We start from the raw sequence: 16,638 nt of genomic DNA, 5'->3' as shown, positions 1-16,638 counted from the left end.
TTTAAACTTGAAATTTTATTACCAAAATATCTTCCTTTTGACATACGTGTAAATGGTCGCTCATAAGAGACTATAAACTAAGGAATATTTGTTACCAGATGTGTAATTGAATAAAACCTGCTTTTCATAAAAAAGACACAAATGCGATTTAGGGAAAGAGCTACTGGAGAATTAAGCAGACAAATAGTTCTAGAGTTCAAAGTTTTTCCCATTCGCGATTCGGAGCAATTCTTTAAGGTAAATTTAGACAAAGTTTGCTCTTGCTTTTAAGTATTAATGCGATAGTGACAGATAAGATACTGGCTACTAGCTACTGAGAAATGGTGAACTGATATATGACAATACACTCTGCACTAGGAGGTGAGATACAAATGTCACCATCAAAGTATTCTCGATTGATTAATTTTTTGCAAGAAGATTTGGCAATTTCTACAGCATCTTTAGCTGTAGCGTTGCGACATCGCGAGCAAGATCCAGGCCCTTTACCGATGATTCTTTGGCAGTATGGTTTGGTTACGCTCGATCAGTTAGAGAAAATTTATGATTGGTTAGAGACGGCATAGGTTATGAATAGCTCATTGAGGAGAATTGAGGTATGTTACATCAACTATGCCTGTTTCCCAGGCGAATAGATTGGGAATCAAAAATTTGCCTTGACTTAATTTATTATCCTATCCAGCAAAAGAGCGAGTTAAATTTTTAACTCGCTCTTTTGCTTTAGTACTGTATTCAATAGCTATAGAAAAATAACAAACAATAAATTATTGAGAAACCATTTATAAAGTAAATTTTAAGTAGTCTATGACACACCTAAAATCAGGCATTAGATTTGATGAAATAAACCACCGATAAACGCGGATGAATTTTTTTATTGTAATAAATTCTACTAAATTAAATAATGTTTGCGACAGATAAATTCTTTGCAAGGGCACGGCATCCGCAATCTTTTGGCATATCAAATATCTTACAGGTGCCGTGCCCCTACTCATACGTTGCGTTCTTTTTTCAAAATGGTTAGGACGGGAGCAAGTGTGACATTTTTTTCATTTAGGCTGTCAAGAGGAGCCAGTCACGTGCGGTGAGACCAGCGCTGCAGGAGGGTTAAACCAGAAGATTGGTGTACCAGTTGCGTAAGTCCTGCTAAATAAACTCTCGGGCTGAATAATATGAGTATATTTTGACAAATTGTCAAAAAACACTTCACTCAATTTAATGTCAAATTGAGTGAAGTGTCCTGATTTTGATAATTCTGCTTGGAGAAATAGTAACTCTCGGCAGTGATGTTTATAATCCCTCTGTGATATTTCGAGGAACGAATACAGTGGGGCAGGATATGAAGATTTTTATTCGGGGGTAACAGCTTTTTCAGTATGATGATTGATCGACCAACGATGGTCAACCATTACAGAAGAAAACTGGCAAATTTCTTCCAGGTGCTTTTGCTGAACAGCTGCTTTACGTAAAGTAATAATTAGCTGATTCACCTGATGCCGCAAATCCGGATTTTTACTTACTGCTGACATTGTTTGTCGTTCTAAAAGTTGCAGTATAAGTTCGTAATGGATAGGTGAGGGCAGAGGAATTTGCTCCATGAAGTTGATTTGGTTTTTCAAATAAGGGATTTTTGGATAAACTAAGGTTGTTTTGCTACTAACTTAATTGTTACATAGGCAACCAGTATTTGCTGATACATGAGATTGGCTGGGCTATAAAGATTTAACAAAGAGAGCCAGTGATGGGTTTAGCACAACTTATTATCCAACCATACCTAGTATGGTTGATTTCATCTACAGGAACGGGAGCGGTATTTTGAGATTACGACCTTGGGAATAGATTAGCGATCGCAACTGTTGGATCTGGTTGTTTAACTAAAGATTCACCAATCAGTACAGCAGATGCGCCTGCGGTTGCTACTAAACTTAGGTCATCTGGTGTATGTAATCCTGACTCACTCACAATCAAGATGTGACGTTCCTGTAATTGCTGACCTCTATCTTTTAGTAGTTGACAAGTTGTTTGCAAGTCAACTGAAAAATCTTCGAGATTGCGATTGTTAATTCCTATCAAAGTAACGCCATCTAAGGCTAACACACGATCAAGTTCTGCTAAACTATGAACTTCAATTAAAGCTGCCATGTTGAGAGATTTGGCAATTTTGATGAAATACTGCAAATCTTGGTCGCTGAGTATCGCTGCAATCAATAAAACTGCATCTGCCCCCCGCAAACGTGCTAAGTACATTTGATAAGGATAGATGATAAAATCCTTACAGAGCAACGGTAAATCTACGACAGCACGAACTTTGGCTAAATTGTCAAAGCTGCCTTGAAAGAATTTCTCATCAGTGAGGACAGACAGGCAACTAGCACCACCTTGTTGGTAAGAAAGAGCGATCGCTTCTGGATCAAAATTTTCCCGTAATATGCCTTTACTGGGTGAAGCTTTTTTGACTTCGGCAATTAACGCTGGTTTTGTCTTACCTTGTCGTAGCGCCCCCACAAAATCGCGGGTTGGCGGTGCAGTTAACGCTTGCTTTTGCAATTCCCGCAAAGGTACTCTTTCCCGCATTTGGTCAACTTCGATTTCTTTTTGCCAAACAATTTTCTCCAAAATGTTGTTTGGTTCTGCACCTGGCATTGCAACCTCATAACGGATGACGGAAACAGCAACAGTTGAACTAGGGGAACGGCGACGGATTTGCATGTTAGGGACTGGGGGCTGGGATAAGGGAGATGAGGGGGATGAGGGAGATGAGGCAAGGGGGCAGGGAGCAGAGGAGAAAAGTAATTACCTATTATCCATGCCCTATGCCCCATGCCCCATGCCCATTTTTATGCGATCGCTCTTTTGTATGCTTCGTCTAACACTTCCGAAAGTGTTGGGTGGGCGTGTACTAAATGAGCGAGGGTATGTACAGATTGGCGGTTAGCAACGGCGGCTGAGGCTTCGTGGATGAGGTCTGAGGCGTGTAGTCCAAAGATGTGAACGCCTAAGACTTCTCCGGTATCTTTGCGATAAATTACCTTTGCCATACCGTCAGCTTCATTTTCGGCTAAGGCTTTAGAGTTACCTTTGAAGTAACCTTTGCTATTAGCTATTTCAAAACCTTCAGCTTGGCCTAATTCCTTGGCTGCGGTTTCTGTTAAGCCGACATAACTAACTTCTGGGTGGGTAAAGGCGGCGGCGGGGATGCTGCGATAATCAACTTCCCTGGGACGACCAACAATATTTTCCACTGCAACGATACCTTGAGCAGAAGCAGCATGAGCTAGCATCATTTTGCCGTTAGCGTCGCCAATTGCCCAGAGGTGAGGTACTACTTCACCTGCTGACAACACTGCCATGCTGTCATTAACTGGGATAAAATTCCTCCGGTCGAGTTCTACACCCACAGACTCTAAACCGAGATTTTTGGTAGCTGGGATGCGTCCAGTAGCAACTAAACAAGCATCCACCTCGATCACGTCTAAATCTTCTTTTGTTTTAAAATCAGCTAATTCAATCACCACCGGGGAACCGGGAATGACTCTCTTAGCATATATTCCCACTTTTGTTTCTATATCGCGTGGGGTAATCAGCACCCGTTCAGCAAGTTTGGCAATATCCCGATCAAATCCTGGCATAAGTTGATCGAGGGCTTCAATCATGGTGATTTCAGCACCTAATGCTGAGTAAATATCGGAAAATTCTAAACCGATATAACCACTACCAATAATTGCTACCCAATTTGGTAGCGATTCTAACTTCACACCTTGATCACTGGTAAAAACAGTTTTACCGTCAACTTCAATCCCTGGAGGTACGAAAGGCACAGAACCGGGAGAAAGAATAATATCTTTCGCTGTGATAGTTTTTTCACCACCATCACCAGTCACGGTGATTTTCTGAGTACCAGCTAATTTTCCCCAGCCTCGAATAATATCAACACCCAAACGCTTGAGGCTGTTGGTTAAATCGCCTTGGATTTTGGCGACAAGATTGGTAGCATGGTTGGCGATCGCTTGGCGATCGAACTCCACACTACCAATTTGAATGCCCAAAGACTTGAGGTGGTGAGTATTACGTAACTCCCGCACACGTCCGGATGCAGCCAGCAGCGCTTTTGAAGGAATACAGCCCCGGTTGACACAGGTTCCCCCCATATCAGCTGCTTCAATAATCGCTGTTTTCAGACCACAGCTAACGGCGTGTAGGGCTGCTCCATGTCCACCTACACCAGCGCCTATAATCACTAAATCGTAATCGAATCCCTGACTCACGTTAGTTTCCCCGTGTGCTTCGCCTATATATTCTCAACTTGACCTGCAATCAGCGCAACCCCTTTAATGTTCGGGTCTTACTAATTCCAATTTATGATTTACGCTAGCAGGCCAAGGGACTGAATATCTTCAGTATCATAATTTAACTTATATACTCGCTGTATCTTATACTTAAAATTCGCAAAATTTGGCATTGGGAATGGGGCATGGGGCATTGGGCATGGGGCATGGGGCATTGGTTAATGGGATTTTCTGCCGTCATCTCCCTTATCCCCCTCATCCCCCTCATCTACCTCATCCCCAGTACCCAGTCCCCATTGCCCCTTATCCCCAGAGGGGGCCCCGAGTTCCCCAGTACCCAGTCCCCAATCCCCAATCCCTCCATGCTAATTCCTAAGCTCAGTGAATTTACAATCCGCCGTCATGCTAACGCTAAGTCTTTCCAGCGAGGTGAGGCTTATTATGAGGCTGATGCTGTGATGTCTCTTACCCAACGTGGTAATTTGCTGTTGGCAGAAGTTGAAGGCAATGAAAATCATCCTTATCAAGTCCGCCTCAATTTTGATACAGACGGATTAAATTCTGTTAAATGCAGCTGTCCTTATGATCGCGATGGCTGGTGTAAACATATTGTAGCTACCTTGCTGGTTTGCGTGCGTCAGCCAGAAAGTATTGATGAGCGTCCGACTTTAGAAGAATTGCTGAGTCGTCTGGATGATCAGCAAACTCACAGGTTATTGCAAAGTTTGGTGGCGGAATATCCAAAGTTGATTGAGGCAATTGACCGCCATGTTAATTTGATTACATATTCTTCTGCTAAACCACCAAGAATCAAACCTGTAATTCACAGCACAATCGATGCCAAACCCTTTGGGCAGAAAGTCCGCCAGATTATCCGGAATGCAGTGAGTGCTTGGGAAGATGGTTATGATGATGACCCAATCGGTGAAGAATTACTGAGTCTGATCGAAACTGCGGTAGATTTGTGCGAACGAGGAGATGGTAATAATGCGATCGCAATTTTAGAGGCGATTACTTCGGCTTGTGTGGAAAATTGGGACGATGTTGCAGACTATGGTGCTGATAATTATGAGTTTCTCCCAGAATTGAATGCGGCTTGGTGTGAAGCCATTCTCATAGCGGAACTTACCCCAGGAGAAAAGGTTGATATCCAAGTTAATTTGGAATCATGGCAGGAAGAATGGGACGCTGATTTTGACTTAGCTTCGGAAGCCTTGCGTCAAGGTTGGGATTACCCGCCATTGGTGCAAGTTCTCCAAGGTAATATCCCCGAAATGGGTGTTTGGGAAGAACAAATCCCAGACTATGCTGATGATTTAGCCTTAATTCGCCTGAAAATTCTCGAACGCCAGGAACGATATCAAGAATACTTGTATTTGGCAGCAGCCGAAGGACAAACCGAACAATATCTGACAATGTTAGGGCGTTTGGGCAGAGTAGATGAAGCCATAACAGCAGCGCAATCCCAAATGAATACGATGGAGGCTGCTTTTGCTTTAGCGAAAACCCTAGCACAACAGGATTCATTATCGGAAGCCCTAGATATTGCCCAAATCGGCTTAAATTTGCCAGGTAATTGTCAGTATGAATTGGGGATTTGGACAAGTGATTTAGCTCAAGAATTAAACGATCAAGAAGCAGCTTTATCTGCACTGATGGCTGCTTTTCAAGTTAGAGCATCCTTTGTTGATTATCAAAAAATGGCAGAATTAGCAGGGGAAAACTGGGAGACTGTGAAAATAGATTTACTGCAAATTCTCCGCACTTTTGGTAGTTGGGGAAGCGAAGCAGCCAAGGTAGATATTTTCTTATATGAAGGCTTGATTGATGATGCTATTCACATTGTGAATGAACTTAGTTCTTACTATGCTGATTTAATTCAGCGTGTTATGGATGCAGTAATATCTCATAAGCCTAGTTGGGTAATTGCAAATGCGCGTCGCCGTGCAGAAATGATTATGGATGCAGGTAAAGCAGAATATTACGATCAAGCTGTTCAGTGGTTAAAAAAAGCGCGCGCCGCTTACTTGGAATCTGGGAGAAAAGCAGATTGGGATAGCTATAAAGCCAAGTTAATGCAGGAGCATGGGCGGAAGCGAAAATTAATGGGATTATTTAAGGAAAAAGGTATGTAGTAAAAATTATCTTCAAGAGCAGTTGAGTTTTCAATATAAAGAATAAAGTCATTACTATAAATTTTCTAATCATGTTTATACTAATTTGAAAAAAGAATGCGACAGATTGTAGGGGCGCTGCCATGCCCTCTAGAATATTATTCATGTGTCGCAAACATGATTTAATTTAGTATTACTTCAAAGAACATAATATTAAATCAATTGGTAGCCAACACTTGTCGGTTAAGGGTAAAAAGGGGAATGGGAAAAGGAAAAGGAAAAACCTTTAACATTTTCCCCAAAATCAATTTTGAGTTCAAAACGCTTAACCGAGTAGTATTAAATTGGTAGCTTGTGTGATGCCGTAGCTAACGCATCATCAAACAATTTATGGTGCGTTGCTCTGCGTGACAACACACCCGAAGACAAAATAAGGGTACAGCAATGCTGTAACCCTATGAATCGCTTATATTTTATACAAATCAGTCAATCAAAGAAAAATTCCCAAATTCAGGGATAAAATTTTCTCTTCCCAGTCAACCATCAACCAGAATTTAATACTCGGGAACAGAAGGATCTACTTCTCGACTCCAAGCAGTAATTCCGCCTTTGACGTTTGTACCAACAATCCCAGATTCTTTAAGAATGCTCAGGGCTTTTGCTGATCGCCCGCCCATTTTACAATGAGCTATTAAGCGGTGACCGTTGAGAATTTCTTTGACTTGTTTTACGCCATCGCCATTTTCAATATCTGGTAATGGTACTAAGACGGAACCAGGAATTTTGGCGATTTCGTATTCATGGGGGTTACGCACATCTAACAGTACAAAGTCTTTTGCACCGCTATCTAATAACTGTTTCAATTCCACCACAGTCATTTCTTGAATTTCTTGCTGCTGTTTTGCTTCCTCAGCTTGAGCTTGGGGAATACCGCAGAATTCTTCGTAGTCTATCAGTTTTTCAATAACTGGGCGAATGGGGTTAGGACGCAGCTTCAATTCGCGGAATTTCATTTCTAAGGCGTTGTATAGGAGCAGCCTTCCGCTTAAAGTGTTACCTTGTCCCAGAATAATTTTCACAGTTTCGGTAGCTTGGATCACACCGATAATTCCGGGCAATATTCCTAACACCCCACCTTCTGCACAGGAGGGAACCATTCCTGGTGGTGGTGGTTCGGGATACAAGTCACGATAGTTCGGCCCGCCTTCGTAGTTAAATACTGTGGCTTGTCCTTCAAAGCGGAAAATGGAACCGTAAACGTTAGGCTTGTTGAGTAACACACAAGCATCGTTTACTAAATACCTTGTCGGGAAGTTATCAGTACCATCGACGACAATATCATAGGGTTCCAAAATACTCAGGGCATTTTCGGAACTGAGGCGCACTTCATGCAAATCAACCTGACAGAAGGGGTTAATCTCCAGAATTCTATCCTTAGCGGATTGAATCTTGGGTTTACCTACCCAGGATGTGCCGTGAATTACTTGGCGTTGCAGGTTAGACGTATCGACGACATCGAAATCAACAATACCGATGCGTCCCACACCCGCAGCTGCCAAATATAACAGCAGTGGCGCACCCAGTCCACCCGTACCGATACAGAGTACACTGGCGGCTTTTAGGCGTTTTTGTCCCTCTAGTCCCACCTCCGGTAAAATCAGGTGGCGGGAGTAGCGTTCGTAGTCGTCTTTGGTCAACTGGATTTCATCCAGATTGGGATTGAGCATAGCAATTTCAAGTGGAGGGCGGATTATTTATCGTAGCGAAAAATGATATCCGTATTGATCGGTTGTTTAAATTATGTTGTTAATCGCTTCGGGTTGGAATTGATGACTTTCATCTAGACTCCAGCTTTGGAGTGTTTCAGCTTTACCTTTTTGAACGGAAACTATTATATACGAGTATTCAGGCCAAGCATAGAGGCGATCGCACTCTGAAGGAATCGCCGCTGCATCAGGGTGGGAATGGTAAATACCGATAATATTGAGAGAGCGATCGCGTGCTTTCCTTTGTGCTTGTAACATAACTTGGGGTGCGATCGCATATCGTCGCCTTTCGGTTTCGGTGGTGCGATCGCCAGAAAAATTTGCTGCTTCTGTATTCCAAGCATTTTCTGTAGGCATAATTTCGACTACAGTTTTACCCTCAAGGGTGACATGACCCAGAATTATACCGCAGCATTCATCTGGGTAAGTGCTTTCGGCATGGGTGCGGATAATTTGTAAATGTTCCGGTAGGAGTTGGAGAATCATTAAAAATTCCGACTCAGTTTGTCAATCTTACTTGTCAGTAATTCTTTCACTTCCACAACACCACTCACCAAGCGATCGTAACTAGAACTTTGCAGTAGTTCCAACTCATAGCAAAGCAACAGGTAATATTCCACCTCAGTTGCTGCATCCTTCGCCAATTGCAAAAAATCCAGTTGTTCTTCTCGATCATCGCGATCGCATCCTTGAGCAATTTTAATTGGAATAGCCGCCGAGGCTAAACGTATTTGTTGCGTTAAGCCCAATAATTCATCATCCGGGAAATCCCCAGTCACTTGATAAACTGCAACTGTCAGTTCATGGGCTTTTTCCCACTCTGGAATATTTCTAAATTCTGCCATTTAGCAATCCTCAATCATTGCTCTGAGCCATATGAGCCATATATTATAAAGAGATGTTGGATTGCAACATCTCTACACAGCCAAAATGGTAACTGAAATATTTCTACTTTTGTACCCAATAAAAGATTTTATCGAGTTTTTCTTTTAATTTGGTCATGCTCAAAGATGAGCTAGAGGTGATGTCAATAGGGTGCGGTTAATAATTTTTCGCCGTGATTTTGGGGTGGTGGAGACGCGATCAATCGCGTCTCTACAAAATTTAAACATCTTGTAGGGGCAAGGCACGCCTTGCCCTCTAGGATTGATGTGTCGCAAACATTATTTGAATTGAGATTAATTTTGACTTCCGTGTTGCGTTACTAGCCCTTCGTTATGCTTACTTCCCCTGTAGCCAAATCATAACGACCGCCAACAATTTTCAATTTACCTTCTTTAACTAAATTGCCTAAAATTGTTGACTTCTTGGCTAAATTATCTGCTTGATATTGAATATTAGCAACAATAGTATTTTTTTCTAAACTGCCAGATTTATTTTTTGCTATTTCTACAGCAGGTTTAATTTCTTCTACAAAAACACCAATTCTTCCCGGTAGAGGTTTATCTTCAATCGCAGCTTTTACCGCACCACATTTACTATGACCGAGCACTAAAATTAATTGCGCTCCTAATACTGATGTAGCATATTCCAAGCTACCAATAGCCTCTGGCGAAGCTACATTACCAGCTACGCGCACTACAAATAAATCGCCTAATCCTTGATCGAAAACAATTTCTGCTGGGACTCGAGAATCAGCACAACCTAATATAGCTGCAAATGGATATTGAGCTGCAACAGTTTCTTGTAAACGCAACTTCGATTGATGGGGATTCAGACGCTTTCCTTCAACAAATCGCTGATTTCCCTCAAGCAAAAGTTTTAATGCTGCTTGTGGATTAACTGGTTGCGGTTTTTCACCAACATCATTTGAGGCTTGATCTGCTAGAGAAGGCTCTTTGTTCCACAGAATACCGCCAGCGCCAATCAAAGCGCCAATACCAATGCTACCTACACCGGCTAAATGTATAAAATTCCGACGACCAATAAATCCATTAATTCTAGCCATTCCTCTACCTGACAACCGTTTCGTGGTTGCCTGGAAGATATCAGACTTTAAGGGGATGCAAGAGTACTCGCTTACACGTTTTAAAAGTTATTTAATTTTTGGGAATGGGGCATCGGTAATTGGTAATGGGTAATTGGTCATGGGTAATTGGAATACTTAATTTGTTTTTTTCCCCCTGCCCCCCTGCTTTGTCCCAGTTCCCTAATGCCCCTTACCTGCGCCTAAATACAGTTCTGCCACTTTCGGATCGTTCAATAAATCTCTACCGGGGCCGGAGATAGCATCACGTCCAGATTCTAGGACATAACCACGGTCAGCCATTTCTAAGGCTTTACGGGCGTTTTGTTCTACTAGAACTATGGCTGTGCCACTCTGGTTAATTTCCTTGATTTGGTCAAATACTTGTGTAACTAGGATAGGAGATAAAGCCGCAGAGGGTTCATCCAATAGCAGCAAGCTGGGTTCTAGCATCAAAGCTTTACCCATTGCCAACATCTGCCGTTCTCCACCGGAAAGCGTACCTGCGCGTTGACGACGGCGATCGCTTAACCTGGGAAACATGGTAAATATTTTATCTTTGAGGGGCTTGAGCGGAATATTCCGCACAAAAGCGCCCATTTCTAAATTTTCTTCAATACTCAAAGATGGGAAAACATTGGCGATTTGCGGTACATAGCACATTCCCCTTTGCACTATTTGATTTGACTTTAGCCCGCCAATATTTTCACCCTTAAAGGTAATCGTGCCTGTATGGGGAGTTAAGAGTCCAAAAATGGTTTTCGCCAAGGTGGATTTACCCGCACCGTTGGGGCCAATCACTGTTACCAATTCCCCCGCTCCAACTTGAAAATTCACACCTTGCAGGATATCTACATCTTTAATATATCCAGCATGAACATTTTGAACTTCTAGTAAATAGTCATTTGTCATTTGTCATTTGTTATTAGGTATGGGCATGGGGCATGGGGCATTGGGCATTGGGCATTAGGTAATGGGTAATTGGTAATTGGTAAAAGGGATTTCTCCCTCATCCATAGGTGTCAACTTAAGCTAAAAGCTATATAGGGCGGGCGTTGTACAGATACCTCGCGCCCTCATCCCCTAACCCCTTCTCCCCCTGGAGAAGGGGAACTAAATCTCTAGCTCCCTTCTCCCTGTGGGAGAGGGGCTGGGGGTGAGGGCGAAACCTTGCAACCAAGCGGGTTTCACGTTAAGTTGACACCACTGCTCCCTCATCTCCCTCATCCCCCTCATCTCCCTGCTCCCTATTCTGGAGTCTTCTGCAAATCAGGGCGTTCTTCGGGAACGATCGCACCTTCTACTGGGCATACTTGGAGACAGATGCCACAATCTATGCAGGTGGTGAAGTCTATCCAGTACCAATCTGTTCCTTTGACGTTTTTGCCTGGGCCGTCATGAATGCAAGCTACTGGACAAGCATCTACGCAGTCAGCGATGCCCTCACAGACATCGGTAACAATTGTGTGTGGCATTTTCTTGATTCCCTCTCTTAAAAGTCAGCTTTTCTAGCCTAGCAATTAGATATATTTCCTAGCTAAGACAATGATTCTATGGTTGGTGAACCATCAGCTTTAATCCAGGCGATTTGAGCAATTCCGCGATCGCGTGCGTATTTTCTGATGGCTTCGCTATCTCTGCCCCCTAAATCAATTTCTACTCGCACTATCTCGCTAGAATCCCGCAGCTTTTGCGCGTAGGCAAAGGCAGGGGCATCAGCATTGGCTGTCTCTGGTACTATTAACCAGTCGCTAGCTGGGGGTGCTTGCGGTAATTGCTGATTAGCTTGAATTATCTGGTATAAATCTTCGATGTTAAGGGCAAAGCCAACGCCGGGAATATCTTCGCCTTGGGGATGATATAGCCCTAAAAGCTTGTCGTAGCGACCGCCTCGCCCTAAAACCTGGACTTGTCCAGCAGTATCGCTGACTACTTCAAAGACGATACCGGTGTAATAGTCGATGGTTTCAATCAAGCTGAGGTCGAGAATTAAGGGATAATCTCCTCGCGATTCTAGCAAATTCACTAAAGACGCGAGGTTTTTCACCGCTTCTTGTTGAGCTTGATCTAAATCTAAAGTCTGGACTTTTCGCAAAACTTCGGAACTTTTACCGCGCAGATCTAAGATAAGTTTGGCGCGATCGCGTAGTTCTTCACTTAGGGGTAAATTCTCTATGGCAATGCGATCTAAATTAGCGATCGCACTACGAACTTTACCCTGTAGGTGAGCCGGAAATACACTCAACAGCGATCGGGTAATTCCCGCTTCACCTAAAATCACATACCATCGCTGTACCGAAAGCGCTGCTAAACAATCAGCGACTAACAATAATACTTCCGCATTTGCTAGCAATCCAGCAGCACCGAGCAATTCTACCCCAGCTTGATAAAACTCTTGCTGACGATTATGCCGATTTTCCCAGATGCGACGGAAGACATTAGCATTGTAATACAGCCTTTGCGGATAAGTTACACCTGCCATGCGCGTCACGACAGTGCGCGCGATCGAAGCCGTCAATTCTGGACGCAGCCCTAATTCTTCATCTTCAGAATTTTGCAGTTGAATTACCGTTTGGCGTTGAATTGCTTCCCCCGCCATCAGGGTATCCATCCGTTCCAAAGTTGAGGTAATAATCCTGTGATACCCCCAACGATGAAATACTTGCTGTAACCTATCTTCAATCCAGCGTTTTTGCGCCACATCTAAAGGTAATAAATCTCTAGCTCCCGCTGCTGGTTGATACACCATTACTTTTTCTTCCCACCAAACAAACCACCAAACAAACCGCCCCCTCCTGACTTATCTGGTTGTTTACCAGTCGAATTAGGAGGTGTAGTTACTTTAGCACCACCAGATTGTTGACTTAAAGCCTTGTCTATTTTTGGTTTCCAAGACAAAGCTGTTTGGTCATTGGGGTCTAATTTTAAAGCATTGTCAAAATGAACCTTTGCCATTTTGAGCCGATTTTGCTTCAAATACACCAATCCTATCAGGCTATGGCATCTACTATTCTTCGGTTCTAATTTCAGCGCATCTTGCAACTCCACCTGAGCTTGCGGAAATTGGTTTTTGTCAATTAAAGTTTGCGCGCGACGCAGATAATGTTCTACCGCAGAATTTTCCGGTGCTGGTGCTGGTGGTGGCGCTGGTGGTGGCGCTGTTGTATTAGTTGCGGGATTTGGAGTTAATGGCCCTGAGTTCATTGTGGATTGTATTAGCGGGTTAGGCGTTGTCAATGATTTACCAGCAGTCCGCATTAAGTAAACTAAATTCAACTCGCTAATTTGGGCGATTACTTGCGGTATATGGTGCAAGTTCTCATATTGAGTTTCGGCTATTTTCGCGATCGCACTTTTGTACAGTGAATCTATGGTTGATTCGGGAGCAGTTGCTAACTTTTTCCCGGTCTCAGTATGTAATTCTACCGAAGTAAACTCTTGCACTAATCGCTTACCCATGTGAGACAGAATTATCATGTATTCTGCGCGACTTCGCTCTGTAGTAATTTTTTCGTAGGCTGGGTTAACCAACTTAGATAAAAATTCACTGGCTAGCTGCTTATCCGTAGGACTAACACTACCATTAGCATCAGGATGCAAACGCCGGGCAATCGACAGATAGCGCTTGCGGATCTCTTTCACATCAGCATCAATAGGAACACACAAAACCGCATGATGATCGATGAAATCATATTTAAAAAGACCACGATCTATTCTTAATGACATAAATAGATATGCACCAAAGTTAGCAAAATAATGCTTCTAGTTTACTTCGCTATCCCATAGATCGTTCAGTATTTAAAGGTTAAAAGTCATACATTGATTTGGGGATTGGGGATTGGGGAACTCGGGGCCCCCTCTGGGGATAAGGGGTAATGCAATACTGCTCGGTTAAGGATTTTCAACTCGGAATTTGGTTTGGGGAAAAGGTGAAAGGGTAAGGGTTAAAGGTTTTTTCTTGCCCCTTTTCCCCTTCCCCTTTTCCCCTTAACCGACAAGTATTGAGGGGTAATGGGGATTGGGAAAGCAGAGGAAGCAGAGGAAGCAGAGGAAGCAGGGGAGAAATATTTATTACCAATTACCCATTACCACTCATGCCCAATGCCCAATGCCCCATTACCAACTTGATAAAGGTGGAATATTCATTAATTCATGGCTGAGGGTGTCGTGCAGATAGCCATTAGTAGAGAGGATTCTTCCCGTTTCCATTTTGAAAGGGGTGCGATCATAGGCTGTGACTTTGCCGCCAGCTTCTTGGACGAGAATAATACCCGCAGCCATATCCCAAGGTGAAAGTCCCCTTTCCCAGTAGCCATCAAATCGCCCACAGGCTACATAAGCTAAATCCATTGCTGCGGAACCACTACGCCTCACACCTTGGGTTAAATGGGTGAGGTGACAAAATTCTGCATAATTATTATCAGAGGTTTCTCTGCGATCGTAGGCAAAGCCGGTGACTAGCAGACTTTTCCGCAGTTCAGAACTATCGGAAACCTTTATCGGGCGACGATTGCGTGTAGCACCCAAACCAGCAGCCGCCCGAAACAGCTCATTACTAGCAGGATTATAAATTACACCGACTTGGGGAATGCCATTAATTAGCAACCCAATAGAAACAGCAAAACAAGGATATTGATGAGCATAGTTAGTAGTGCCATCTAAAGGATCAATTGCCCAAAGATATTCACTCTCTTGATTGCCTAATTTCCCAGATTCCTCAGCCAAAATCGAATGCTGGGGAAAATGGCGACGCAAAACTTCCAAAACTACCACTTCCGAAGCCTTATCAGCGGCGGTAACTAAATCACCAGGACGGCCTTTTTCCGTAATTGCGTCTTCTAACTTCCCCCAATAGCCTTGCAAAACCTCACCAGCAGCCAAAGCCGCTTCTGTAGCTATATCTAGAAATATTTGTAAGTTTGTCATTTGTTATTAGTCATTTGTTATTGGGCATGGGGCATGGGGCATTGGGCATTGGGCATGGGTAATTGGTAATTGGTAATTGGTAATTGGTAATTGGTAATTGGTAATGGGTAATGGGTAATGGGTAATTGGTAATTTATTCTCCCCCCTGCTCTCTGCTCCCTGCCCCCTGCCTCCCCAAAGTCCCCCACTCACCGATACTGCCGCCGAAACTCAGCGGGAGTCAGGCGCATGGGTTTTTCTGGTTGCCAAATTCCTTGTCCCATGATTCTTGCCCATTGTTGGGCACGTTCTAAACGCTGGTCGTATTTGTGATTAGGCGATCGCGATACAAATAATGCATAGCCTTTTTTGACTATTTCTTCGTTTAATAACAATTTATCTTTCCATACATAGGCTACAGTCCGACCAATTTTGTCTTTGCCTTCAATGTCAAACTCTAGAGTGACAATTTGTTCTGCGCCTCCAATCATTTTCTCTAACTCGTCTTTGGCATCATCACCCCAAGGGCGCTGGCGGAGATCTGGTGCTTCAATACCAATTAATCGCACCTGGGAAATTAAGTTTGGTTGTTCAGCCATCCCTAAAACTTCCAAACTTTGCCCACTCACCACCCGCGCCACTTTTACCTGTGCTTGATTAGCTGTAGGCTGGCTTTTGCCTTGACAACTCACTAGCAGTAATAGGCAAGCCAAAATTAATATTTTTCGCACTAATACGCCAAAATGCGCTGCCATAGCCTGAATTTGTACCTTCACACCGTTATATCTACCCTGCCGACAGCCACTAATCAATAGCCAGGATTGCCAAGATTGCATCTCGTGATTTTGAATTGTGTATTTTCCATTGTTTAGTCTTCATCCAACGGTAAACCCGCCCTCACTTTTCCTCGTGCAAAAAAGCGTCCAAACTGAAGTTCATAAACTTCATCTTCGTCTTGTGTTTCCACTTCTATATCCGAACGGGGATAACTCACACATAATAAGGCATATCCCTTGCGCCGCAACTCTGGCGATAGTCCAATTGCCTCTGGCTGGTAAATTTCTCCTGACAGCACCCGCACAGCACAAGTAGTACAAGCACCATTGCGGCAAGAAAACGGCAATTCTGTTCCTTGTTGTTCAGCGCTGTGCAAAATGTAGCGGTCTTCTGGAACTTGTAGGGTGTATTCCTTGCCAGTATTGCGATCGCGAACTCTAATTTTGTATGTTTGGGACATAATGATTGGGAACTTTTGATTTTTTCTCAAATATCTTCTTAATTATCTTTGCATTTTTTGCGATTTCATCTTATAATTGTAAATCGTGGCACCTGGAGAGGTGGCCGAGTGGTTGAAGGCGCAGCACTGGAAATGCTGTTATGCGGCAACGTATACGAGGGTTCGAATCCCTCCCTCTCCGTTTTAAAAGCTCAATTCAAGCACCTAGACCAAGTCTTTTGCTGTTATGGCTGTCAAGTGTGAAGAGTCCAGAGTCAAAGCCTAGCTTGGACTTTGGAAAGCCAGTTCACTCAACGGAGGGAAGCTCCCTACCCTGCGGGAACGCTTACTCCTCGAGAACGACTTTGCCGAACAGCGAACGGGTGAATCC

General features: G+C 43.4%; 16 protein-coding genes and 1 tRNA gene. 3 read left to right on the top strand and 14 right to left on the bottom strand.

From position 1 onward, the window contains the following. Positions 1-335 precede the first annotated feature (335 nt). Positions 336-563: a DUF2949 domain-containing protein gene (locus AACU25_RS27430; RefSeq protein WP_096581093.1), complete on the top strand. Its 228-nt coding sequence runs from the start codon at positions 336-338 to the stop codon at positions 561-563. 780 nt (positions 564-1,343) lie between these two features. On the opposite strand, the gene AACU25_RS27425 is transcribed toward AACU25_RS27430, so the two are convergent. The 3 genes from AACU25_RS27425 to lpdA all read right to left on the bottom strand — a co-directional run bounded on the left by AACU25_RS27425 (position 1,344) and on the right by lpdA (position 4,259). Continuing rightward, positions 1,344-1,592: a DUF5340 domain-containing protein gene (locus AACU25_RS27425; protein WP_096581091.1), complete on the bottom strand. Its 249-nt coding sequence runs from the start codon at positions 1,590-1,592 to the stop codon at positions 1,344-1,346. Positions 1,593-1,815: 223 nt separating this feature from the next. After that, positions 1,816-2,703, bottom strand: coding sequence for an indole-3-glycerol phosphate synthase TrpC (gene trpC, locus AACU25_RS27420; RefSeq protein ID WP_096581089.1), 888 nt, complete (start codon positions 2,701-2,703; stop codon positions 1,816-1,818). Between the two features lie 128 nt (positions 2,704-2,831). Next, positions 2,832-4,259 carry a dihydrolipoyl dehydrogenase gene (lpdA, locus tag AACU25_RS27415; RefSeq protein WP_096581087.1) on the bottom strand — a complete coding sequence of 476 codons (1,428 nt, stop codon included), beginning with the start codon at positions 4,257-4,259 and terminating at the stop codon, positions 2,832-2,834. A 383-nt stretch (positions 4,260-4,642) separates the two neighbouring features. Between lpdA and AACU25_RS27410 the strand changes: the two genes are divergently transcribed. Then, the gene (locus AACU25_RS27410) at positions 4,643-6,415 is read left to right on the top strand and encodes an SWIM zinc finger family protein (RefSeq protein ID WP_096581085.1); all 1,773 of its coding nucleotides are present in this window, start codon (positions 4,643-4,645) and stop codon (positions 6,413-6,415) included. 533 nt (positions 6,416-6,948) lie between these two features. On the opposite strand, the gene moeB is transcribed toward AACU25_RS27410, so the two are convergent. The 11 genes from moeB to AACU25_RS27355 all read right to left on the bottom strand — a co-directional run bounded on the left by moeB (position 6,949) and on the right by AACU25_RS27355 (position 16,268). After that, positions 6,949-8,121, bottom strand: coding sequence for a molybdopterin-synthase adenylyltransferase MoeB (gene moeB / locus AACU25_RS27405; protein WP_096581083.1), 1,173 nt, complete (start codon positions 8,119-8,121; stop codon positions 6,949-6,951). A gap of 66 nt (positions 8,122-8,187) precedes the next feature. Next, positions 8,188-8,646 carry a M67 family metallopeptidase gene (locus AACU25_RS27400; RefSeq protein ID WP_096581081.1) on the bottom strand — a complete coding sequence of 153 codons (459 nt, stop codon included), beginning with the start codon at positions 8,644-8,646 and terminating at the stop codon, positions 8,188-8,190. Beyond that, positions 8,646-9,005, bottom strand: a complete 360-nt coding sequence (locus AACU25_RS27395; RefSeq protein WP_096581079.1) for a four helix bundle protein — start codon at positions 9,003-9,005, stop codon at positions 8,646-8,648. Before AACU25_RS27395 ends, AACU25_RS27400 begins: the two co-directional genes overlap by 1 nt. 359 nt (positions 9,006-9,364) lie before the next feature. Next, positions 9,365-10,108, bottom strand: a complete 744-nt coding sequence (locus tag AACU25_RS27390; protein WP_096581077.1) for a carbonic anhydrase — start codon at positions 10,106-10,108, stop codon at positions 9,365-9,367. A 201-nt stretch (positions 10,109-10,309) separates the two neighbouring features. After that, entirely contained in the window at positions 10,310-11,038 is a 729-nt protein-coding gene (locus AACU25_RS27385) for an ABC transporter ATP-binding protein (protein ID WP_096581075.1), read from the bottom strand. Positions 11,039-11,373: 335 nt separating this feature from the next. Further along, on the bottom strand, positions 11,374-11,601 hold the full coding sequence (locus AACU25_RS27380; RefSeq protein ID WP_096581073.1) for an indolepyruvate ferredoxin oxidoreductase subunit alpha: 228 nt from the start codon (positions 11,599-11,601) through the stop codon (positions 11,374-11,376). Positions 11,602-11,663: 62 nt separating this feature from the next. Further along, on the bottom strand, positions 11,664-12,875 hold the full coding sequence (locus AACU25_RS27375) for an ATP phosphoribosyltransferase regulatory subunit (protein ID WP_096581071.1): 1,212 nt from the start codon (positions 12,873-12,875) through the stop codon (positions 11,664-11,666). After that, positions 12,875-13,852, bottom strand: a complete 978-nt coding sequence (locus AACU25_RS27370; RefSeq protein WP_096581069.1) for a J domain-containing protein — start codon at positions 13,850-13,852, stop codon at positions 12,875-12,877. Before AACU25_RS27370 ends, AACU25_RS27375 begins: the two co-directional genes overlap by 1 nt. A gap of 390 nt (positions 13,853-14,242) precedes the next feature. Next, positions 14,243-15,052: an inositol monophosphatase family protein gene (locus AACU25_RS27365; RefSeq protein WP_096581067.1), complete on the bottom strand. Its 810-nt coding sequence runs from the start codon at positions 15,050-15,052 to the stop codon at positions 14,243-14,245. A 188-nt stretch (positions 15,053-15,240) separates the two neighbouring features. Continuing rightward, on the bottom strand, positions 15,241-15,786 hold the full coding sequence (locus AACU25_RS27360; protein ID WP_190446045.1) for a thermonuclease family protein: 546 nt from the start codon (positions 15,784-15,786) through the stop codon (positions 15,241-15,243). A gap of 113 nt (positions 15,787-15,899) precedes the next feature. Then, complete coding sequence (locus AACU25_RS27355; RefSeq protein WP_096581063.1) at positions 15,900-16,268, bottom strand: 2Fe-2S iron-sulfur cluster-binding protein; 369 nt, start codon at positions 16,266-16,268, stop codon at positions 15,900-15,902. Positions 16,269-16,362: 94 nt separating this feature from the next. Between AACU25_RS27355 and AACU25_RS27350 the strand changes: the two genes are divergently transcribed. Beyond that, a tRNA-Ser gene (locus tag AACU25_RS27350) sits at positions 16,363-16,449 on the top strand. Positions 16,450-16,638 lie beyond the last annotated feature (189 nt).

The sequence above is a fragment of the Tolypothrix tenuis PCC 7101 genome (assembly GCF_963874875.1).
GTDB classification, from domain to species: Bacteria; Cyanobacteriota; Cyanobacteriia; order Cyanobacteriales; family Nostocaceae; genus Aulosira; species Aulosira tenue.
Note: the sequence above shows the minus strand (reverse complement) of the source record. Positions and strands in the feature narration are given on the sequence as shown.